The sequence below is a fragment of the Novosphingobium sp. genome (assembly GCF_040398825.1).
Classification (GTDB): Bacteria; Pseudomonadota; Alphaproteobacteria; order Sphingomonadales; family Sphingomonadaceae; genus Novosphingobium.
In genome coordinates this window covers 19,343-40,455 of the sequence record NZ_JBBATI010000021.1, presented here as the reverse complement: position 1 = coordinate 40,455, position 21,113 = coordinate 19,343, and the positions used below count along the sequence as shown (strand labels likewise).

Annotated in this window: 22 protein-coding genes and 1 pseudogene; 13 read left to right on the top strand and 10 right to left on the bottom strand. The window is 64.8% G+C overall.

The features are described 5' to 3' along the window. Entirely contained in the window at window positions 1-942 is a 942-nt protein-coding gene (locus ABWP89_RS11620; RefSeq protein WP_353229430.1) for an adenosine kinase, read from the bottom strand. 206 nt (window positions 943-1,148) lie between these two features. Between ABWP89_RS11620 and ABWP89_RS11615 the strand changes: the two genes are divergently transcribed. Then, on the top strand, window positions 1,149-1,544 hold the full coding sequence (locus ABWP89_RS11615) for a hypothetical protein (protein ID WP_353229403.1): 396 nt from the start codon (window positions 1,149-1,151) through the stop codon (window positions 1,542-1,544). On the opposite strand, the gene ABWP89_RS11610 is transcribed toward ABWP89_RS11615, so the two are convergent. The 5 genes from ABWP89_RS11610 to ABWP89_RS11590 form a co-directional block, all read right to left on the bottom strand. Beyond that, a complete protein-coding gene (locus ABWP89_RS11610; RefSeq protein WP_353229402.1) occupies window positions 1,541-2,704 on the bottom strand; it encodes a saccharopine dehydrogenase family protein in 1,164 nt (387 codons plus the stop codon). The genes ABWP89_RS11615 and ABWP89_RS11610 overlap by 4 nt on opposite strands. A 239-nt stretch (window positions 2,705-2,943) precedes the next feature. Then, window positions 2,944-3,498, bottom strand: a complete 555-nt coding sequence (gene dcd / locus ABWP89_RS11605; RefSeq protein WP_353229401.1) for a dCTP deaminase — start codon at window positions 3,496-3,498, stop codon at window positions 2,944-2,946. Between the two features lie 27 nt (window positions 3,499-3,525). Continuing rightward, window positions 3,526-3,972 carry a cytidine deaminase gene (locus ABWP89_RS11600; protein WP_353229400.1) on the bottom strand — a complete coding sequence of 149 codons (447 nt, stop codon included), beginning with the start codon at window positions 3,970-3,972 and terminating at the stop codon, window positions 3,526-3,528. Next, on the bottom strand, window positions 3,969-4,676 hold the full coding sequence (locus ABWP89_RS11595) for a glycoside hydrolase family 25 protein (protein WP_353229398.1): 708 nt from the start codon (window positions 4,674-4,676) through the stop codon (window positions 3,969-3,971). Before ABWP89_RS11595 ends, ABWP89_RS11600 begins: the two co-directional genes overlap by 4 nt. Before the next feature lie 72 nt (window positions 4,677-4,748). Next, window positions 4,749-5,231 carry a UPF0262 family protein gene (locus ABWP89_RS11590; protein ID WP_353229397.1) on the bottom strand — a complete coding sequence of 161 codons (483 nt, stop codon included), beginning with the start codon at window positions 5,229-5,231 and terminating at the stop codon, window positions 4,749-4,751. 117 nt (window positions 5,232-5,348) lie between these two features. Between ABWP89_RS11590 and ABWP89_RS11585 the strand changes: the two genes are divergently transcribed. The 7 genes and pseudogenes from ABWP89_RS11585 to ABWP89_RS11555 all read left to right on the top strand — a co-directional run bounded on the left by ABWP89_RS11585 (window position 5,349) and on the right by ABWP89_RS11555 (window position 12,391). After that, entirely contained in the window at window positions 5,349-6,875 is a 1,527-nt protein-coding gene (locus ABWP89_RS11585; RefSeq protein ID WP_353229395.1) for a replicative DNA helicase, read from the top strand. A gap of 179 nt (window positions 6,876-7,054) precedes the next feature. Then, a complete protein-coding gene (locus ABWP89_RS11580; protein WP_353229394.1) occupies window positions 7,055-7,519 on the top strand; it encodes a hypothetical protein in 465 nt (154 codons plus the stop codon). 126 nt (window positions 7,520-7,645) lie between these two features. Beyond that, window positions 7,646-7,990, top strand: coding sequence for a DNA-directed RNA polymerase subunit omega (rpoZ, locus tag ABWP89_RS11575; RefSeq protein WP_353229393.1), 345 nt, complete (start codon window positions 7,646-7,648; stop codon window positions 7,988-7,990). Between the two features lie 133 nt (window positions 7,991-8,123). Next, window positions 8,124-10,691: a helicase-related protein gene (locus ABWP89_RS11570; RefSeq protein WP_353229429.1), complete on the top strand. Its 2,568-nt coding sequence runs from the start codon at window positions 8,124-8,126 to the stop codon at window positions 10,689-10,691. 11 nt (window positions 10,692-10,702) lie between these two features. Further along, window positions 10,703-10,966, top strand: a pseudogene (locus ABWP89_RS11565) (RNA-binding S4 domain-containing protein); the annotation flags it as partial. A 164-nt stretch (window positions 10,967-11,130) separates the two neighbouring features. Further along, the gene (gene fdxA, locus ABWP89_RS11560) at window positions 11,131-11,469 is read left to right on the top strand and encodes a ferredoxin FdxA (RefSeq protein WP_353229392.1); all 339 of its coding nucleotides are present in this window, start codon (window positions 11,131-11,133) and stop codon (window positions 11,467-11,469) included. A 397-nt stretch (window positions 11,470-11,866) separates the two neighbouring features. Continuing rightward, window positions 11,867-12,391 (top strand): CarD family transcriptional regulator, encoded by a 525-nt coding sequence (locus ABWP89_RS11555; RefSeq protein ID WP_353229390.1) that lies wholly within the window; start codon window positions 11,867-11,869, stop codon window positions 12,389-12,391. Window positions 12,392-12,493: 102 nt separating this feature from the next. On the opposite strand, the gene ABWP89_RS11550 is transcribed toward ABWP89_RS11555, so the two are convergent. Then, window positions 12,494-13,462 (bottom strand): L-threonylcarbamoyladenylate synthase, encoded by a 969-nt coding sequence (locus ABWP89_RS11550; RefSeq protein ID WP_353229389.1) that lies wholly within the window; start codon window positions 13,460-13,462, stop codon window positions 12,494-12,496. Window positions 13,463-13,511: 49 nt separating this feature from the next. Between ABWP89_RS11550 and ABWP89_RS11545 the strand changes: the two genes are divergently transcribed. Continuing rightward, window positions 13,512-15,233 carry an acyl-CoA dehydrogenase family protein gene (locus ABWP89_RS11545; protein ID WP_353229387.1) on the top strand — a complete coding sequence of 574 codons (1,722 nt, stop codon included), beginning with the start codon at window positions 13,512-13,514 and terminating at the stop codon, window positions 15,231-15,233. A gap of 10 nt (window positions 15,234-15,243) precedes the next feature. Beyond that, on the top strand, window positions 15,244-16,065 hold the full coding sequence (locus tag ABWP89_RS11540) for a DUF815 domain-containing protein (RefSeq protein WP_353229385.1): 822 nt from the start codon (window positions 15,244-15,246) through the stop codon (window positions 16,063-16,065). A 29-nt stretch (window positions 16,066-16,094) separates the two neighbouring features. Here the strand turns inward: ABWP89_RS11540 and ABWP89_RS11535 are convergent, their stop codons facing one another. Then, window positions 16,095-17,558, bottom strand: coding sequence for a PQQ-dependent sugar dehydrogenase (locus ABWP89_RS11535; RefSeq protein ID WP_353229384.1), 1,464 nt, complete (start codon window positions 17,556-17,558; stop codon window positions 16,095-16,097). 62 nt (window positions 17,559-17,620) lie between these two features. Here ABWP89_RS11535 and msrC point away from each other — a divergent pair, with 62 nt between their 5' ends. Both msrC and ABWP89_RS11525 read left to right on the top strand, forming a co-directional pair. After that, window positions 17,621-18,115, top strand: coding sequence for a free L-methionine (R)-S-oxide reductase MsrC (gene msrC / locus ABWP89_RS11530; RefSeq protein WP_353229383.1), 495 nt, complete (start codon window positions 17,621-17,623; stop codon window positions 18,113-18,115). Between the two features lie 115 nt (window positions 18,116-18,230). Continuing rightward, window positions 18,231-19,028, top strand: a complete 798-nt coding sequence (locus tag ABWP89_RS11525) for a glycine zipper 2TM domain-containing protein (RefSeq protein WP_353229381.1) — start codon at window positions 18,231-18,233, stop codon at window positions 19,026-19,028. Here ABWP89_RS11525 and ABWP89_RS11520 read toward each other — a convergent pair. Continuing rightward, window positions 19,013-19,177: a hypothetical protein gene (locus tag ABWP89_RS11520; protein WP_353229380.1), complete on the bottom strand. Its 165-nt coding sequence runs from the start codon at window positions 19,175-19,177 to the stop codon at window positions 19,013-19,015. The genes ABWP89_RS11525 and ABWP89_RS11520 overlap by 16 nt on opposite strands. A 143-nt stretch (window positions 19,178-19,320) precedes the next feature. Here ABWP89_RS11520 and ABWP89_RS11515 point away from each other — a divergent pair, with 143 nt between their 5' ends. Beyond that, window positions 19,321-19,812, top strand: a complete 492-nt coding sequence (locus ABWP89_RS11515; protein WP_353229378.1) for an Lrp/AsnC family transcriptional regulator — start codon at window positions 19,321-19,323, stop codon at window positions 19,810-19,812. Between the two features lie 50 nt (window positions 19,813-19,862). Here ABWP89_RS11515 and ABWP89_RS11510 read toward each other — a convergent pair whose 3' ends face one another. Next, window positions 19,863-21,017 (bottom strand): acyl-CoA dehydrogenase family protein, encoded by a 1,155-nt coding sequence (locus ABWP89_RS11510; protein ID WP_353229377.1) that lies wholly within the window; start codon window positions 21,015-21,017, stop codon window positions 19,863-19,865. Window positions 21,018-21,113: the final 96 nt, after the last annotated feature.

Genomic DNA, 21,113 nt, shown 5'->3' with positions numbered 1-21,113 from the left:
TCAGCCCAGCAGTGGTGCGACCATTGCCTTCAGATCCGCCTCTGGCCGGGCGCCATAGTGCGAAATCACCTCTGCCGCGCAGATTGCGCCCAGTCCCAGGCAGGTTTCCAGCGCCGCGCCGCGCACATAGCCAAACAGGAAACCGGCGGCAAACAGGTCGCCCGCGCCGGTGGTGTCGATCACTTGCGCCACCGGCGAAGCGGCGACCATCGCGTGTTCACCGCTGCAGACGGCGTGCGCGCCCTTTTCACTGCGCGTGACCACCAGGGTGGGAACTTGCGGCGCCAGCGCGGCGATACCGTCGTGAAAATCGTCAAGGCCGGTCAGCGCGGCCAGTTCGTGTTCGTTGGCAAACAGGATGTCGATCGCGCCATCGGCAATCAGCGTGCGAAAATCATCGCCATGGCGCGAAATCACAAATGCGTCCGACAGCGTGAGCGCCACTTTGCGCCCGGCGCCGCGTGCGGTGGCAATCGCGCGGCGCATGGCGCGACGCGGTTCTTCCGGGTCCCACAGATAGCCTTCGAGATAGAGCACCGCCGCATCGGCGATCACGCTGTCGTCCAGCGCATCGGCGGGCAGGTACTGCGACGCGCCCAGAAAAGTGTTCATCGTGCGCTGCCCATCGGGGGTGACGAAAATCAGGCAGCGGGCGGTCGATGGCTCTGCCCCGCGTGCCGGGGTGGCAAAGGCGATGCCGCCTGCACGGATATCGTGGGCAAACACTGCGCCCAGCTGATCATCCGCAACCTGCCCGATAAAGCTGCACGATGCACCCAGCGCGGCCAGCCCGGCCAGCGTATTGGCCGCAGACCCGCCCGATATTTCGCGCGCCGGCCCCATCGCGGCATAGAGCGCGTGCGCCTGTTGGTCGTCGAGCAGCGTCATCCCGCCCTTGGCCATGCCCAACCGGACAATGTCATCATCGCTGGCCGGGGCCATGACATCGACAATGGCGTTGCCGATGGCGACCACATCAAATCGCGCAAGCGTGGCAGTGGATTGCGGTACGGTCTGATCGGACACCGGGTGCTCCTGCGAAAATTCGGATGGCACGCGCCTATTCGTTTGCGGACCATCCGACAAGCCGATGTCAACACGCGCCGGACCGCAACCCGCGCCGATTGACAGCGCCGCCGGGGGCGACGATGGCAAAAGCAATGCGCGCGATCCTGACCTTGCCCGTGGTTTTGCTGCTGGCCGCCTGTGGCGGCGGCGCAGCGCCTTCACCGGTTGCCGCGGTCAGCCAGCCCGAAACGCGCCTGCTGCGCCATGCCCAGCCGCGTGAACAGACTGGCGCGGCGGGCGGGGTGATCGGCGCCGATGCCGAGGCGCTGATCCGTGCATTCGGCCCGCCGCGGCTGGATATCCGCGATGGTGACGCGCGCAAACTGCAATGGTCGGGCACGGCATGTGTGCTGGATGCCTATCTTTACCCCGGGCCGGGCGGTGCGCGGCCCAGCGCGACCTATATCGATACCCGGCGCGGTGATGGCCGCGATGTCGATCGCGCCGCCTGCATCACCGCGCTGCGCAAGAATTAATCCTCTGCCGCAAAGGTCAGTTCGGCATGGTCCCGCAGCCGGGTGACCAGCGCGGCGCCCAGGATCGATCCGGGGGTACCGATCCCGCCCGGCGCCGTGCTTTCGCGCAAGGCAATGCCGGTTTCGGCAATCATCCGGCTGGTTGAACCGTAACCGGGATCATACCGGCCCTTGACGCCAAAGCGCAGTTCGCGCCCGTCGGGCCATTCGCCGACGAACAGCACGTCGTAAAATCCGTTGGCGCGGTCTTCGGGGCTGGGTCCTTCGCCTGGCAGCGGATCGTTGGGCGTGCCGATCATCGGGGTTTTGGCGATATATTCGGCGACCGCTTTGCCCTGGTCGCCCGGCCCGGTCAGGATCATTTCGTCATAGACGAAATCGACGCCATAGGGGTGGCCCAGCAGGTGGTTGGTGCGGTGCACGTTCTTGGTGTTGATGATGGCCATGACAAACGGCGCGGCCCAGCTGCCGGTGGTATCGTCCAGCATCGGTTGATCGCCGCGCGGCTGATCCGGCCCGGTGAAGCCCGGCGTCAGGCCAAACGGGCTGGCCATGATCGCGCCCAGCGCCGGTTCCTTTGCAATCGCCGCCAGGGTCGCCTTCAGGCTATAGGCGGTGCCGCCGGAAAACCCGCCCTGCATCGCGCGGACCCGGCATTTGACCCGTGGCGCCGGGCTGCCGAACCGCGCCTTTGCCTCTGCCTGCAGCGACAGCACGCCCAGGTCAAAGGGGATCGAATCGAACCCGCACGAAAACGCAATCCGCGCCCCGGTTGCGCGCGCCTGCGCATCGTACTGGTCGATCATCTGGCGCATCCACACCGGTTCGCCGCACAGGTCGGCATAATGTGTGCCCGCCGCCACGCAGGCCGCCAGCACGGGTGTGCCATACAATTGATAGGGCCCGACCGTGGTGACCACGACATGGGTGGATGCCGCCATGGCGGCCAGCGATGCGGGATCTTCGCTGTCGGCCAGGACCAGCGGGGTATCGGCCGGGGCGCCGATCAGGTCGCGCACTTCTGCCAGTTTCGCGGCGCTGCGCCCCGCCATGGCCCATTTCAGCCCGGAATGCCCGTGCGTCAGCGCCAGATATTCCGCCACCAGCCGCCCGGTATACCCGGTTGCGCCATACACGATCACATCAAATTCGCGCGCCATCTGCCCATCCCGTTCGATTGTTTAAACGCATGGTTAAAACAGTGGCGGGCAATCGGCAATGTTGATGTATGCGAGGCTGCACTGACGTGCAGACAAACCACCCGCCCCGCCTCGCGTTCCTTGTGCGACGAAAACGATGTTTTCGTCGGGGGCCCGACCACCAATGATACCATCATGCTGTGGTGGTCGGGCGGGGAGGCGGGGCGGGTGGTTTGCGTCGCGCGAAGCGCGACCTGGTCTCAGATACGCGGCAGGGTCACGCCTTTTTGCCCCATGTATTTGCCGGCGCGGTCGGCATAGCTCACTTCACAGGGTTCGTTGCCCTGCAGAAACAGGAACTGGCAGGCGCCTTCGTTGGCATAGATCTTGGCCGGTAGCGGCGTGGTGTTGGAAAATTCCAGCGTTACGTGCCCTTCCCAGCCGGGTTCCAGCGGGGTGACATTGACGATGATGCCGCAGCGGGCGTAGGTCGATTTGCCCAGGCAGATCACCAGCACATCGCGCGGCACGCGGAAATATTCGACCGTGCGCGCCAGGGCAAAGCTGTTGGGCGGGATGATGCAGACATCGGTCTTGCGATCGACGAACGAATTGGCGGCAAAATCCTTGGGGTCCACCACTGCCGAATCGACATTGGTGAAAATCTTGAATTCGTCGGCGACGCGCGCGTCATAGCCATACGACGACAGGCCATAGCTGATACAGCCATCGCGCCGCTGGCTTTCCACAAAAGGCTCGATCATGCCGGTTTCCAGCGCCGTGCGGCGGATCCAGCGGTCGGACAAAATGGACAAGAAGGCCCTTTCGAATGGGGTTGCGGTTCAGGTGCGCAGATTGGCCGGGCCGAACGCCAGTGGCAAGAGTGCGCTCAGCCGCATGTCCACGGTTTCGTGCGCGCCGGTGGCGATAATCAGCGGATCGGTATGCCCCAGCGAGGCCAATTCGGCCAGCACCTGGCGGCAGCGCCCACAGGGCGCAACCACCGCGCCGGGCACACCCAGCGGGCCGCCGGCAATCGCCACCGCCACCAGCCCGGCGCGGTGGCCCTGCTGGCTGGCATTGGCCGCCGCGACCGTTTCGGCGCACAGCGACAGGCCATAGCTGGCATTTTCAAAATTGCTGCCGACCACCACCGTGCCATCGGCAAAGCGCAGCGCCGCGCCCACGTGAAACCGCGAATAGGGCGCATAGGCCCCCGCCATCGCCGCCCGTGCCGCCGCGATCAGGGCATCGCGGTCGGCCGGATCGATCGCAGCTGCGTCGCTCATGGCTGCACCACCACCCAGCGTACCGGCCCCGCCACTCCGGCCAGCCGCAAGCGGTGCGTGGCCGTCCACAGCACCCAGGGCCGCGCGACATAAGTGGGCACACGATAGTCGCCGGTCACCCACACATTGCGATCGATCCGCGCGGCCAGGTGATAGCGCGATTCCAGCGCAGGCGACGGCATCAGCACCACCGGGCGGCCCAGATGACGTTCCACTTCGTTGAGAAAGGTGGTCAGCTCGCTGTCGATCACCGCTTCGCCAGGCGGATCGCGGCATGCCCGCGGATCAAGGTCGAGCGCGATCGCCGCGGGCAACAGGCGCCGGTCGCGCGGCACGGTGGTGACAAAGTTGCTCGCCTGCGTATCGGCCGGGGCGCACAGATCATAGACATGCACCGCGCCGACCTGCAGCCCGGCGGCGCGCGCAGCATCCAGCCCATGCGCAAACGCGGAATCGCGCGACGCGGCGCCGCTGCTGGCGGTCAGATAGACGAAATCGGCGCCATGCCCGCCCGGCCCGGTGGCCTTTAGCGTACCCCAATCGACTGCGCCGTCACCGGCATCGAGCCACAGCCCCTGTTCGGCATAGTGCGTGCGGTCGGGGGTCCAGCGCACGGCCCAGATCCACCCCGCCACGGCCAGCCCGGCCAGCACGATCGCCGCGCCGGGAATCAGCAGCCAGCGGTTGATCCGCGCCTTTGCCACGTTAAAATTCCCTTGGATTCAACAAAACATCAATGACCGCATGCCAGGCGCGGGGGATGGCCGGGACCATCGCTACCCCTTGATATGCAACACGCAAATCAGCGTGAACAGGCGGCGGGCGGTGGCAAAGTCGGTTTCGATCTTGCCCTCAAGCTTTTCCAGCAACGTGGTCGCGGCGTCGTTGTGCACGCCGCGCCGGGCCATGTCGATGGTTTCAATTTCTTGCGCGGTGGCGCGGCGGATCGCCTGATAATACGATTCGCAGATCGCAAAATAATCGCGAATCGCCCGGCGGAACCGCCCCAACCCCAGAATCACGGTTTCCAGCGGCTGCGATGCCTCATCCGCAACCTGCAGCACCAGCCGGCCATCTTCGACCGACAGCCGCAACCGATAGGGCCCGTTATGCCCGGCGGCGGCGGCACGCACCGGTTTGAACGTGTTTTCTTCGATCAGATCAAAAATCGCGATGCGGCGTTCCTGCTCGATATCGGCATTGCGCCAGATGATCGTCGCATCATCGAGTTCGATATGGGCAATTCGCGGGTCCACCATGGTCCGGCCACTGATGGCATAGCGCCGGCGTGATCGGCAAGCCCTTCCCCGCTATCCACAGGGCAAGTATCGGTGCGCCGGGTTGTCGCTGCCACGCAGGTGGGGCACAGTGCCACGATGTCTGCATCCACCACCATCCTGCTGCGCGAGGCTGAACCGGCCCCGACCCTGCCCGCCCGCACCCTGCCCGCCAATGTCGAGGCAGAGGCCGCATTTCTGGGCGCGGTGCTGATCGACAACCGTATTCTGGAGGAAATGACCTGCCCGCTGACCGCGGACCATTTCTTTGCCCCGGTGCATGGTCGCGTGTTTGCGCGCATCGCCGCGCTGATCGATCGCAAGGCGGTGGTCACGCCGGTCACGCTGAAACCCTATTTCGAATCCGACGACGGGCTGAAGGAACTGGGCGGCACGGCCTATCTGGCGCGGTTGACCGCCGACGGGCAGGGATTGCTGGCCCCGCGCGAACTGGCGCAACAGATTTACGATCTGGCGCTGCTGCGCGAACTGATCACGGTCGGCCGCACATTGGTCGAACAGGCGATGGACACCAGCGAAAGCGTATCGCCACTGGGCCAGATCGAAGCGGCCGAATCCGCATTGTACGCGGTGGCCGAGGGCGCGCAGACCGGCAGCGAAGCGCAAAGTTTCAGCGTGGTATCGCGCGCATCGCTAGGCATGATCGAAAAGGCGCTGCTGTCGGGCGGGCACATTTCGGGCAAGACCACCGGGCTGACCAGCGTGAACGAAAAGATCGGCGGCCTGCACGAGTCCGATCTGATCATCCTGGCCGGGCGGCCGGGCATGGGCAAGACCAGTCTGGCCACCAATATCGCGTTCAACGCCGCCGATCGGCTGCGCCGCGATATGGTCGATGGCATCCCGGTCAATGAATCGGTGGGCGCCGCGGTCGCGTTTTTCAGCCTGGAAATGAGCGCGGACCAATTGGCCACGCGCGTATTGGCCGAACAATCGGGGATCAGTTCCGAAGCCTTGCGCATGGGGCGAATCAGCCGCGAGGATTTTCAGCAATTGTCGTTTGCCAGCCAGCGTCTGGCCGAATTGCCGCTGTTCATCGATGATACCCCGGCGCTGACCATCGGCGCGCTGCGTGCGCGGGCAAGACGGTTGAAACGGCGCCACGATATCGGGCTGATCGTGGTCGATTACCTGCAACTGTTGCAGGGATCAGGGCGGACCGAAAACCGCGTGAACGAAATTTCGGAAATCAGCCGCGGCCTCAAAACGCTGGCCAAGGAACTGTCGGTGCCGGTGATCGCGCTGTCGCAGCTGTCGCGCGCGGTCGAACAGCGCGATGACAAGCGCCCGATGCTGTCGGATCTGCGCGAATCCGGCTCAATCGAACAGGATGCCGACATGGTGTGGTTCGTGTTCCGCGAAGATTATTACATCGCATCGCGCGAGCCCAAACAGGGCGTCGATGGCGATGCCGCCAAGATTCACGAGGCGCATGCCGCCTGGGCGGCAGAAATGGAGCGGGTTTACGGCCTGGCCGAATTGATCGTGGCAAAACAACGCCACGGGTCGACTGGCAAAGTGCGTCTGCGGTTTGAACCGCGCATCACCCGTTTTTCCGATCTGGCGCCCGACGCAATGGGCGCCAACAGTTACGGCGACGATTGATCGCAACCCGCCTGCGCTAAACCTTCATTCCGGAGCGGGCGGCGCTGGCCACCACCACCAGCGCCGCGATACCAACCGCACTGCCGGGCTGACGCCCGGCCATGCGGGGGGAATGGGCGTTGGATTCATGGGGCCACGCGTTCGACAGCATTGTTGCGGCATGGCCGATATGGGCGACGATGCCGGGCAAAATCACGCTGGGTGCGCCCGGGCAACCCCTGTTTGTGGCGGCATTTGTCGCCGTGTGCGGCGCACTGTGGGTCGCCCCCCGGGTGATCGCGCCACTGGTACCGACTCTGGCGGGGCTGGGGGCCGGCGCTGCAAGTGGCTGGTGGATGGCGGGCGCGCTGGGCTGGCACCCGCTGCTGGCCGGGCTGATCGCGCTGCCGGTTGCTGCCGGCGTGTTTCAGCTTCTGGCCAATGTGTTTCTGGCGCGACTGGGGTTTGCAGTGATTGTTGCGCCGGTCGGGGTGCTGGCCGTGGGCCGGCTGGCCTTTACCGTGTTTGGCGGCTGGTGGGCCTGGGCGATCACGCTCATCGGCACATGGGCGCTGGGGAACATGCTGTACCGTTTTATCAAGCGCCAAAACGGCGCCACCTGGCAGTGGTTGACCAATCTGGTTGACGAACTGCGCGGGGATTAGCCGTTGTGGGTTTCGCAGTATTGCGCAGCCACGTGGCGCGCTTGCACAAACCTTGACTCAAACGGCCCCACCGCATAATGGCCGCGGCTTACCCATTCCCGGTCTGTAATACGAAAAGAGCCCCCTATGGCGCGCGTTACCGTCGAAGATTGCGTCGACAAGGTTTCCAATCGGTTTGACCTCGTGCTGCTGGCAGCGGAACGCGCGCGTGCGATTTCCGGCGGGGCAGAGCTGACCGTCGATCGCGACCGGGACAAAAACCCGGTGGTGGCCCTGCGCGAAATCGCCGAGGAAACCGTGATTCCGGCAGTGCTGAAGGAAAACGTGATCCAGTCGCTGCAGCGCGTGCTGCCCGATGACGATGACCAGGTCGATGAAATCGGATCGCTGTCGCAATCGGCCGAAGCGCTGCGGATTACCGCTGCCGCGCCGGTGCGCAACACGTCGCTGGGCGCTGATTACGACGGCTGATTGCCGACGGGCGGCGGGGCAATAACCCCCGCCCGCCAGGACACCGAAGCGAATTTGCCCTTTATACTCGCGCGGGGGATAATTCCCTGGGCAGCGCTTGCGGTTGGCTGCCTGGCGCGCCACCTTTGTGCCCATGGCCAACCAGCTTTCTTCGCGGGGTGACCGTTTCGCGCACCATGACGACCATGGGCGGGGAACCGTCCGCGCCGTGCTGGGGCCGACCAACACCGGCAAGACCCATCTGGCCATCGAACGGTTGTGCGCGCATTCGTCGGGCGCGATCGGGTTTCCGCTGCGGCTGCTGGCGCGCGAAGTCTATGACCGGGTGGTCGCGCTGAAAGGGCCCGATCAGGTCGCGCTGATCACTGGCGAAGAACGGATCGAGCCCAAAAATGCGCGCTGGCTGCTATGCACGGCAGAGGCGATGCCCCAGCGCCCCGATCTGGCGTTTGTCGCGATTGATGAGGCGCAGCTGTCGGCCGATCCCGAACGCGGCCACGTGTTCACCGACCGCCTGCTGCACACGCGCGGGCGGGAGGAAACCATGATCCTGGGTTCGTCCACGCTGGAACCGATGATTCGCGCGCTGGTGCCCGATGCGCAAATCGTCACCCGCCCGCGCTTTTCGACGCTGAGCCATGTCGGCGCGAAAAAGCTGTCGCGCATCCCGCCGCGCAGCGCGATCGTCGCGTTCAGCACCGAACAGGTCTATGCCATGGCCGAAATGCTGCGGCGGTTTCGCGGCGGCGCGGCGGTGGTGATGGGCGCGCTGTCGCCACAGACGCGCAATGCCCAGGTGGCCATGTACCAGGCGGGCGAGGTCGATTACCTGGTGGCGACCGATGCCATCGGCATGGGGCTGAACCTGGATGTCCACCATGTCGCGTTTGCGGGGCTGGGCAAATATGACGGGCATCGCCAGCGCCGGCTGACCACGGCGGAAATGGCGCAGATTGCCGGGCGGGCCGGGCGCCACCACCGCGATGGCACCTTTGGCACGCTGGCCGGGCTGGGCGCGCACGGTGCCGAATTCACCGACGACGAAGTTTATAGCATTGAGGAACACCGCTTTCCCCCGTTGACCCGGCTGTTCTGGCGAGAGGCCGATCTGCGGTTTGGTTCGCTGGACCAGTTGCTGACCGATCTGTCCTGCCCACCGCCGCGCCCCGAACTGGCCAGCCCGCCCGAAGCAATCGACCTGGCGGTGTTGCGCCAGTTGGCCAGCGACCCCGATGTGGCGGCCACCGTGCGCGGGGAACGGGCGGTGCGGCGGTTCTGGGCGGTGTGCTGCCTGCCCGATTTCCGCCAGCAGGGTGCCGACACCCATGCGCGGTTTGTCGCGCGGTTGTGGCAGGATCTGGCGCGCGGCTATCTCGGCAGCGATTTCGTGGCGTCGGCCATCGCCCAGCTCGACAATCCGGCCGGCGATATCGACGCGTTGCAGGGCCGGATCGCGGCAATTCGCAGCTGGGCCTATATCGCCCAGCGGCCCGATTGGGTCATGGCGCGGGAGGAAATGGCAGCGCGCGCGCGCGCGGTCGAAACCCGGCTGTCCGACGCGTTGCACGCCCGCCTGACCGAACGGTTTGTCAACCGCCGCACCACCGTGCTGATGCGCAAGGCCGGTGGCGACGCGCTGCTGTTGCCGGTGCGGCTGTCGGATGCCGGCGCGGTGCTGGTCGATGACGAACCGATCGGTCATCTGGACGGGTTTCGCTTTGTCGTCGATCCGTTGGCGCGCGCGGCCGACCGCAAATTGTTGCTGGCCGCGGCAGAGCGCCATCTGCCCGGGCTGTTTACCACGCGCGCGGCCGCGCTGATCGCCGCCGCCGCCATGCCCGACGGGCTGGCGCTGACCGAGCGCGGGCTGGTGTGGGACGAAACGGTGGTGGCACGGCTGGAACCGGGGCGCAGCCTGCTGGAGCCGCGGCTGCGGCTGGACGCGGCGCTGGACCGCTTGGCGCCGGCATTGCGCGACGCGGTGCGCGCGGCGGTGACCGACTGGTTTACCAGGACGCTCAATCGCGGTCTGGCGCCGCTGCGGCGGCTGGCCGATGCGGCAGAAGCACGCGAATCCGGGCCGGAACTGCGTGCCATGCTGTTGCGGCTGGTCGATGGTGGCGGGGTGATCGCGCGTGACGGATCGGGGCTGGACCGGCTTGATCCGCGCCAGCGCGAAACTTTGCGCCGGCTGGGGCTGCGCATCGGCGGGATTGACCTGTATCTGCCGGCCATGTTGCGGCCGGCAGCATTGCGGCTGTGGCTGCGGCTGGCGGCGGTGCGCACAACGGGGTCAAACGCGCCGGTGGCGCCGCCTGACGCCCTGCCCGCTACGGTCGCCGGCCGTGCGGTCCCGGTCGGGTACCGCCGCGCCGGGGATGCCGCGGTGCGAGTCGATCTGGCCGACCGGTTGTTGCAAGAGGCGCATCGCTGCCGGCTGGGTGCAGCAGGGCGGCGGGTCTATCTGGATCCGGCGCGCGCGCAATCAATGGGGTTGTCCACGGCGGGTTATGCCGCATTGTTGCGCGCCGGGGGTTTTCGCGTGGCGATGCCGCGCATGCTGCCCGACGGCGCGTTCGGACCGCATGCGCCGCCGCTGTGGGACTGGCGCGCGCCGCGCCCTGCGCCACATCCGACCGTTATCGCGGCGGCCCGCCCCGCCACTGGCGCGTTCGCCGCGCTGGCAGAACTGCTGCGCTGAGGGCTGGCGGCATGTCCACCGGCAACGGCCTGCGCATCGACAAACTGCTGTGGTTTCTAAGGTTCGCGGCCACGCGTGCGGTGGCGCAGGAATGGGCGGGCACCGGGCATATCCGGTTGAACGGCCGGCGCATCGAACGTGCCAGCGCGGCGGTGCGCGCCGGTGACGTGCTGGTGCTGGCACTGCATGGCACCGTGCGGGTGATCGAAATCATCATGATCCCGACACGGCGTGGCCCCGCGCCAGAGGCACAAGGCTGTTACCGCTTTGTCGATTCGGTCGATAACGCCGCCAGCAGCGACGCGCGAAACGGCCGCAACGGGGGCGATACGGCAGATTGTGGGCAGCACAATGGTCAAAGGGTTGACGGGCGCCCCCTGACGCCTCTAGCAACCGTGCCAACAGCAACGTCGCCAATTTCCGAGGGACAATCGCCACCATGACCTATGTCGTCACCGAATCCTGCATCAAGTGCAAGTTCATGGACTGCGTCGAGGTCTGCCCCGTCGACTGTTTTTACGAGGGCGAAAACATGCTGGTGATCAACCCCAGCGAATGCATCGATTGCGGTGTGTGCGAACCCGAATGCCCGGCCGAAGCGATCCTGCCCGATACCGAAAGCGGTCTGGAACAGTGGCTTGAGCTGAATACCAAATTTTCGGCCGAATGGCCCAACATCACCACCAAGAAAGAGGCGCCCGCCGACGCCGACACTTTCAAGGGTGAAGAGGGCAAGTTCGACAAGTACTTTTCAGCCGAACCCGGTGAGGGCGACTGACCCGGCAGGCGCGCGTCGCGGCCCCGTTGCGGGGCGCCAAAACCATGATCTGGTCACAATTCCGGGTCCCGTTTCCCACAGGAGACGGGAAACAACCGATTTTGGCCACAATCACGCGGCCAGACCACTGGAAATTTTGTGACAGACCTGCTATATAATCGCTCGAGCGCCCGAAAGGTCTTTTTCGAGTGGCGCGTCACAACACGAATCAGGCAGGACAGACGGCAAACGGAACGCTGGGCTTCGCTCGACCGCAGGTAAGACGGTCGTTTGCCGGACCTCCCCCAAAAAGGGCCCGGATGGCATTTTGCACTGACGCAGATATCCCTTACGGGTGTCTGCGAAAGGGTCCCGTATCCGTCCCCGTTTCTGTGCTGCTGGGTCGAAAGGATATGCAATGGCAGCCAAGGCTCTTGCCTTCGATGTTGGGGATTATGTCGTTTATCCAAAGCACGGCGTAGGCCGGGTGGTCGAACTGCAGAACGAGGAAATCGCAGGGATGAAGCTGGAGCTGTACGTGCTCCGCTTTGAAAAAGAACGCATGACCCTGCGCGTACCGGTCAACAAGGTTGAAGCGATCGGCATGCGCAAGCTGTCTTCGGACAAGACATTGCGTGAGGCGCTCGACACCTTGAAGGGCAAGCCCAAGGTCAAGCGCACGATGTGGTCGCGCCGCGCGCAGGAATACGAAGCCAAGATCAATTCGGGTGACCTGGTGTCAATCGCCGAAGTGACACGCGACTTGTTTCGCGCCGATGACCAGCCGGAACAGTCCTATTCCGAACGCCAGATTTTCGAAGCCGCCTCATCACGGCTGGCCCGCGAACTGGCTGCGATGGAAAAGACCGACGAGCCGGCCGCGCTGAAAAAGATCCTGGCTATCCTGAACGAACACGCGCCAAAGTATTACGAAACCGCCTGACACATCAGACGCGGTCGCGAGTCACGCGGCACAGACAATCGAACGGGCCGCCGGGCTTTCGGCGGCCCGTTTGTTTTGCTGCCCTGGTGCCCTGTGTAACCGTCACGCCGCTGCGCGGCGCAAACGGTCGTTGATCGCCCGTCCGATGCTGGTATCGGGCACCGGTGCGATCGCGATCCGGGGCGCCAGTGCCGCCGCCGCGGTGTGCAGGCAGGCATAGAGCCGTGACGCCGCTTCGGCCAGATCACCGGATTGTGATAACGATATATCACCGGGGACCGCGCCAAACCCGATCATGAATTCATCCGGCGCCGGTCCACCGGCATCGAGCCGGACCGGCTTTCCCGGCGCATAGTGGCTGGCCAGTTGCCCGGGCGCGGTAATCCCGTCCGCCGCCTCCACTTCGCGATCGGGCCCGAGCAGCGCGGCAATCTGATCACGGTCAATCGGGCCCGGACGCAACACGGTCCACCCCGGCACCGCGCCATCACCGCCGCGAATCGCTACGATCGTCGATTCGATCCCGCGCGCGCAATCCCCACCATCCAGAATCAGATCAACCCGGCCCCCTAACGAGGCCGCAACATGCGCGGCGCTGGTCGGGCTGACCGCGCCGCTGCGGTTGGCCGAAGGTGCGGCCAGCGGCAGGCTGGTCCGGGCGATCAGTGCGCGCATCACCGGGTGCGCCGGGCAACGCAAGGCCACGGTGGGCAATCCGGCACAGACCGCCGCGCTCAACCCCGCATCCGCACGGCGCGGCAGCACCAGCGTCAGCGGCCCAGGCCAGAATGCGGCTGCCAGCGCCCGCGCCGAATCATCAAACCACGCCAGCCGTTCGGCCGCGGCCAGATCGGTAACATGCACGATCAGCGGGTTGAAATCGGGGCGCCCCTTGGCGCGGTAGATTGCCGCCACCGCCGCATCGCGATCAGCGCGCGCGGCCAGGCCATAGACCGTTTCCGTCGGCACCGCGACAGTCCCACCGTCGTGAATGACCTGCGCGGCGCGGGCAATCGCCAGGCCGGCATTGTCACCTTGCGCCAAAAGGCAGTTGGACTTTGTCGCGGGCATGACGCTTGGCTATAGAGACGGAGCAAGCCTTGCCAAGGAAAAGCGGACGATGACTTTTACGCCCCCAACTGCTGACCAGATTCTGGCCATAACGGTCAACGCCGGGATCGACGCCCTGGCGGAGCACGACCGCTTTGCCGCTGCCACCCCCGATCTGGTGGCAGCGATTGTCGAAGGTATCGGCCAGCTGGGTGCGGGCGAATGGGCGCCGCTGAACCGCATTGGCGATACGCGCGGCGCGCAGCTGAGCGACGGCGTGGTGCAATCGCCGCCGGGGTTTGCAGCGGCCTATCGCGGCTTTGTCGAACAGGGCTGGAACAGTGTCGCCGGCCCGGTCGATCATGGCGGCCAGGGCCTGCCGTTTACGCTGGCGACGTGCGTGCTGGAAACGCTGGGCGCGGCCAATATGGGTTTTGCGTTGTTGCCGATGCTGACCGTTGGCGCGATCGAGGCGATCGACCACCATGGCAGCGACGCGCAAAAAGCGATGTATCTGGCGAAACTGGTGTCGGGCGAATGGTCGGGTACGATGAACCTGACCGAACCGCAGGCCGGGTCCGACGTTGGCGCGCTGCGCACCACCGCCAGCCCGATCACCAGTGGGGAGCATGTCGGCAAGTACCTGATCAAGGGCACCAAGATCTATATCACCTGGGGCGAACACGATCTGGCGGACAATATCGTTCATCTTGTGCTGGCACGCCTGCCCGGCGCACCAGCCGGATCGCGTGGAATTTCGCTGTTTATCGTGCCGAAATTTCATGTCGCGGCGGATGGCGCGCCGGGTGCACGCAACGACGTGCGCTGCGCATCGATCGAACACAAGCTGGGGATCAACGCATCGCCGACCTGCGTGATGGTCTATGGCGACAACGATGAATGCGTGGGTGAACTGGTCGGGCACGAAGGTGGCGGCCTGCGCGCCATGTTCACGATGATGAATTCGGCGCGTATCAACGTGGGCAGCCAGGGCGTGCAGATTGCCGAGGCTGCGCTGCAAAAGGCCCGCGACTATGCGCGCGACCGCGTCCAGTCAGCACGCGCCGGCAGCAACGACAAGACCCCGGTGGCCATCATCGAACATCCCGATGTGCGGCGCATGCTGTTGCGCATGCGCGGCCTGACCGAGGCCGCACGCGCGCTGTTGTATTACACCGCCGGGCAGGTCGATCGGGGCACGCTGGGCGATACCAATGCCGCGCAGCGCGCCGAAGTGCTGGTGCCGCTGCTGAAAGCGTGGGGCACCGACGTCGGATGCGAAGTCGCCAGCCTGGGCATCCAGATCCACGGCGGCATGGGCTTTGTCGAGGAAACCGGTGCCGCGCAATTTTACCGCGATGCGCGCATCGCCCCGATCTATGAAGGCACCAACGGTATCCAGGCGGCCGATTTCGTCACCCGCAAGCTGGGCTTTGAAAACGGCGCGGTGGTGCATGCGCTGCTGAACGATATCCTGGCCGATTGCGGTGAAAGCCCCGAACTGGCCGCGCTGGCGCGCGATGCGATCGCGATTGCCACATGGATGGCCAGCGGCGATGCCAGCCTGGATGACAAACTGGCAGGCTCGGTACCGTTCACCACGATGTGCGCGGTGGCGGTCGCCGGCTGGCAGCTGGTGCGGCAGGTGCATGCCACCGGATCGGCCGAAAAGACGGCAGTAACCCGCTTTTTCAACCGCACCGTGGTGCCAGAGGCGCGCGGCCTGGGCGCGGCGGCCATGGCCGGCGCGGCGCTGCTGTATGATCTCGACACTGCCGCACTGGTTGGTTGAGACACGCACGATGGCTGACCCGGACGCCACCCTGCAACGGATTGCCGACGCGCTTGACCGGATCGCCCCGCCGCCTGCGCCGGCGATCGACTGGCTGCGCTACCCCGCCTATGTCTGGCAGGGGGCAACCACCCGCGCGGTGGCAACGCTCGAAGCACCGTCGATCGATCTGATCCGCGGCATCGACGCGCAAAAGGCGGCGGTGGTGGGCAATGTCAACCGGCTGGCGGCGGGCGCGGCCGCGCACGACATGCTGTTATGGGGCGCGCGCGGGATGGGCAAATCCGCTGTGGTGCGCGCCAGCGTGGCGAATGCCGCGTGGGCCTGGCCTGGCCAGATTGCGCTGGTGCAGGCCAGTGGTGATGCCAGCCTGGCGCTGCTGTTCGGCGTGTTGCGTGGCTGTGCCCGCAATTTTCTGGTGTTCATCGATGATCTGGGGTTTGACGATCGTGACAGCGATGGCCCGCGCAAATTGCGGTCATGGCTGGAAGGCGGGGTGGAGGCGCGCCCACGCAATGTACGGCTGGCGGTGACATCAAACCGCCGGGCGATTGTCGAACGCCACATGCGCGAACAGGATGATCCGATCAACCCGCGCGATGTGGTGGATGATCAACTGGCACTGGCCGACCGATTCGGGCTGAGCCTGGGTTTCCACGCCTGTTCGCAGGATGATTACCTGGCCATCATCGCCGGTTACGCTGCGCATTACCGGCTGGATTTCGATCCTGCCGACGCGCTGGAATGGTCGAAACGGCGTGGCAGCCGGTCCGGCCGCGTCGCCTGGCACTATGTCACCGAATTGGCCGGGCGCGCGGGCCGGGAGATATGAGTCGCGCATTGCGCGACCTGGTATGACCATTACGGCTTGGGTTGGTTCAGCGCCGAATCGTTGTCTTTGCGGATGGTGAAATGTTGCGGCATCGTGCCGATCGGCGGCGCTTCGCGTGAGGCGATGGGCACGATCGGCGCGGCGGGCTTTGCGCCCGGGGCCGTGACCCGCCACACCATGCCGCCCACATCATCGCTGACCAGCAGGGCCCCATCGCGCGCAAAAGTTACCCACACCGGGCGGCCCCGCGCCTGTCCCCTGGCATCAAGAAAACCGGTCAGCACGGGCTGTGGCGGGGCGGGCAGCACATTGCCGCGATCGTCAAACCCGACAAACACCACGTCATAGCCCACCAGCGGCTGCCGGTTCCACGATCCGTGGTTGGCAACAAAGGCGCCATTGGCAAACCGGTCGCCCAGCACGTGGCCACCGCGCGCAAATGCCAGCCCCAGCGGCGCCACGTGCACGCCCATCGCATATTCCGGCTTGCGCACATAATCGACCATGTCGCTAGGCATGGGCGCCTGCACCCGCCAGTCGGGGAATTTTTTCCAATAGAGCCACGGCCAGCCATAGTTTGCACCCAGCGGCACATTGGTCAGGTAATCGGGCACGAGGTCGGAACCGAGCATGTCGCGTTCGTTGACCACCGCCCACAGTTCCCCGCTGCGCGGGTTGAAATCCATCCCGTTGGTATTGCGCATGCCGCCGGCATATTGCCGCGACGTGTGGCGGGTGAAATCATATTCGAAAATCGCCGCACGGTCCTTTTCGTGTTCGATACCGTCATCGGCGATATTGGTTGAGGACCCGACCGCAACATAGAGTTTCGCACCATCGGCGCTAAGCACCAGGTTGCGCGCCCAATGGTTGCCGCCCCCCGCCAGATCCATCAGCTTGTCCGGTTTGCCGGGCAGTGTGGTCTGGCCCGGCTGGAACGGCCAGGACACCACCGCATCGGTGTTGGCGACGTACAACCGGCCATCGCGCAGGACCATCCCGAATGGTGAATGGAGCGCCGGGTTGGTCATCACGAAACGCTGATCGGCGGTGCCGGTGCCCTTGCTGTCGCGCAGCACCACGATGGTATCGGGCGATGGATCGCCCGCGCCGGCCGCGCGAAACAGATACCGTGCGATCAACCCCGACAGACCGCCCTGAAAGCTGCCCGCCGGTGCATTGGTCTGCGCTGCCAGCACATCGCCGTTGGGCAGCACGGTCAGGGTGCGCGGATGATCAAGCCCGGCGGCAAAGCGGGTGACCACCAGCCCCGGGGCGGCCTGCGGCACCTCCCCCGCCTGCCAGCCGACCGGTTTCGCAATGCCGATGGTGGGAAACGACTGTGGCCGCGGGTCGGTCAATTTGGGGTGTGGGCCGGTGGTTTGCACAAACGGGACTTGCGCAGGGTCACCCTGCAGCAGCCAGGCAATGCCGCCACCGGCGACCAGAATCCCGGCGCCGAGGCCGATCAGCACTTTATGCGATGTTTTCATGGCTGTGAATCTAGGCCTGCACGGGGGCGACAGCAACGGCCAATCGGATTATGGAGCACGACATGTTTGCATTTTCCCCTTCCGACGGCGGTGACAAGCGCGAATCCTATCGCGATCTGGTGGTGGCCGCGCTGGCACTGACCGATGGTGAGAGCGATGGCGTGGCCAATATGGCCAATCTTGCCGCGCTGATCTGGACCATGCTGCCCGATCTCAACTGGGCGGGATTTTACCGCGTATTGCCCGGCACCGCCGGGCTCGTGCTCGGCCCGTTCATTGGCAAGCCGGCGTGCATCCGCATTGCCCATGGCGCTGGCGTATGCGGTACCGCCGCCGCAACCGGGACGACGCAATGCGTGGCCGATGTCCATGCGTTTCCCGGCCATATCGCGTGTGATGCCGACAGCCGGTCGGAACTGGTCGTGCCGGTCTTGCGTGACGGCACGGTGGTCGCGGTGATCGACCTCGACAGTCCTGCGCCGGCGCGGTTCGATGCCGATGATGTTGCCGGCATTGAGGCATTGGCCCAGGCGATCGCAGCCCGCATTCAATTCTGATCCGATCTGGGACAGGCGTCGCAGGTCGCTTGGCCTTTGGCACAATGCAGTGGTAAATTAGCGGTTAACGCCGGGCTGCGGTTTGCGCAGGTCGGTCAGACCCCGGGGATTTTTGATGCGCCCGCACCGCTCGTTTGCCCACCTGTCCCGCTTTATCCCCACCTACCTGGCCCTGCTGGCGGCCTCTGCCTGCGCGCTGGCCGGCGGCACTGCCCTGGCCGATCAGGCGCCGATGGCATCACCACCGCCGGGCTGGGTGTGGCAGGGCACCTGGCAAGATGGCCAGTGGAACGGACAATGGGTGCCGGGCAACCCGGCCGTGGCCGGCTATGCGCCGGGCTATGGTCCGGACTCCAATTCGGCGGGGGCCTATCCCCCGCCCCCGCCAGGTGCGCAACCGATGGGCGATGATCCGGAAACCCGGCGCATGGCAGACCGTTGCCGGCATTATCATCACGACGGCGTGGCCGGCGGCGCGATCATCGGTGGCGTGGTGGGCGGTGTGGTCGGCAACCGGGTGGTCGGCGGTGACCGTCTGGCCGGAACGATCGGCGGGGCGGCAGTCGGAGCGGCGGCGGGGGCCGCGATCGACCATGCCGGTAAACGCGCACGCGATCGCGATTGCGAGGCTTTCTTTGCCGATCATCCCGACTATGCCGACAATGGCATGCACCACGGCCACCATGGCGGGATGCCCTATGGCGCGATGGGGTATGGCGCGCCCTATTACGGTGGAGCGATGGCGCCGGCCTATATCATGGTGCCGGTGATGCAGGCGCCGCAGGCCCCCTGTGTTGAAACCAGAACGGTAACCACCGAATATGTCGACGTTCCCCGCCACCGCCTGATTCGCACCGCACCGCGCCGGGCCGCGCCGCATCGCAAGGAAAAGCGGGTTTATACCGGCAGCTGAGCCGACTGCGCGCGATCGCCGTCGGGTTTGGCTTTCGCCAGGTTCGCCCAGGGGGCGTGATAATGGATCGCCACGCTTGCCTCAAAGGTTTCGCGGACGAACGTCATGAACCGGGCTGTGAATCCGGCCGTTTTGGGCGTGTGCAACATCGTCTTGTCCTTTTCCGTCGGTGCCGGTCAGGCATCGGTGCGGCGCTCTCGGCCGCAATGTGGACATGCGTGTAGCCCAGGGTGTTAGATCATTGGCGCCGAATTTGGGTATATTGGTGACGAATTTTCGCATAGAATAACGAATGATGCGAAAAATGATCGATCTGGACGATTTTGACCGCCGTTTGATTGATGAAGTGCGGCGCGACAACCAGCAGCCAGCGCGAATCCTGGCCGACAAAGTCGGGCTGTCGGTATCGGCAGTGCTGCGGCGGCTGCGACGGCTGCGGGATGGCCGGGTGATCATCGCCGATCGCGCGTTGATCAATCCGGCGCTGACCGGATCGGCGCTGACCATGCATGTGCTGGTCAAGATGAAGCAGGCGGGCGCGAGCACGATGGACGGGTTTGCCCGCGCCATCAGCCAGCACCGCGAAGTGACCGCGGCGTGGGACGTGACCGGCGATGATGATTTCGTGTTGAAGGTGCAGGTCGGGTCAATGCAGGAATACGATCGGTTTACCCGCCGCGCATTGAGCGAGGAACAGGGCGTTTACGCCTTCAAGACGCTGATCACGATCAGCGCCATTGTCGACGATGATGGATCACGCCGTCCGCTGATTGCGCAAGATTGATGCCTGGGCCGGGCGGCCCACCAGGGAACCGCCCGCGCCACTGTTACCAATCAGAGCTTGCGCCCGATCAGTTCTTTCATGATTTCGCTGGTCCCGCCGAAAATGCGCGTGACGCGCGCGCCACGCCAGGCGCGGGCAATCGCATATTCATTCATGTAACCGGCGCCGCCATGCAACTGCAGGCACTTGTCCATCACTTCCCACTGAAATTCGGTGTGCCACAGTTTTGCCGCGGCGCCTTCTTCCGGCGTCAATTCGCGTTTCAGATGCCGCGCCAGCGCCCAATCGAGATGCGCCCAGCCCACCTGCAGCTTGGTCTTGAGATCGGCGAGTGTGAACCGGGTGTTCTGGAAATCGATAACCGGCTTGCCAAACGCCTTGCGGTCGCGGGTAAAGGCAACCGTGTCATCAAACGCGCGCTGGGCAGAGGCCTGCGCGCTGATCGCAATCGACAGCCGTTCCTGCGGCAGTTCACTCATCAGATAGATGAAGCCTTTGCCCTCTTCACCCAGACAATTGGTGATCGGCACGCGTACATCGTTGAAAAACAGTTCAGATGTATCGGCCTCATCCTGGCCGATCTTATCCAGATTGCGGCCACGCTGAAACCCTTCGGTATCGGCTTCGACCAGCACGATCGACACGCCTTTCCACGCCGGCTGAACCTCGGTGTCGGTCTTGCAGCAGACCAGCACCAGGTCTGCATTCTGGCCATTGGTGATATAGGTCTTTGACCCGTTGATGACGTAATGGTTGCCATCCTTTTTCGCGGACGTGCGCATCGCCTGCAGATCGGAACCGGTGCCCGGTTCGGTCATGGCGATGGCGGTGACCACGTCGCCCGACACCATTTTGGGCAACCATTTGCGCTTTTGCTCTTCGGAACCGTATGTAATCAGATAGTTGACCACGATATCCGACTGCAGCGAAAAACCGGTGGTGACGCGGCCGTAATAGGCGCTTTCTTCGTCAACGATCGCGTTATAGCCGAAATCGAGGCCAAGCCCGCCGTATTCCTCTGGCACGGTGGGGCACAGCATGCCCAGCGCGCCAGCCTTCGGCCAGATCGCCTTTGGCACGATGCCCTCGTCGGCCCATTTGGCGCCGTTGGGTTCGATTTCCTCCTGCAGGAAACGCCGGACGGTATGGCGAAACGCCTCGTGATCGTCGTTGTAGGCAGAGCGGGGAATGAGATCGAGTGACATGGCCGGCATCTCTTGTTTGGTTTGCTTTACCCATGGGTAAACCAGGCCGGAGAGCACGGTCAATCAAAATTAATTGCGCGATTAAAGCACTGCCCG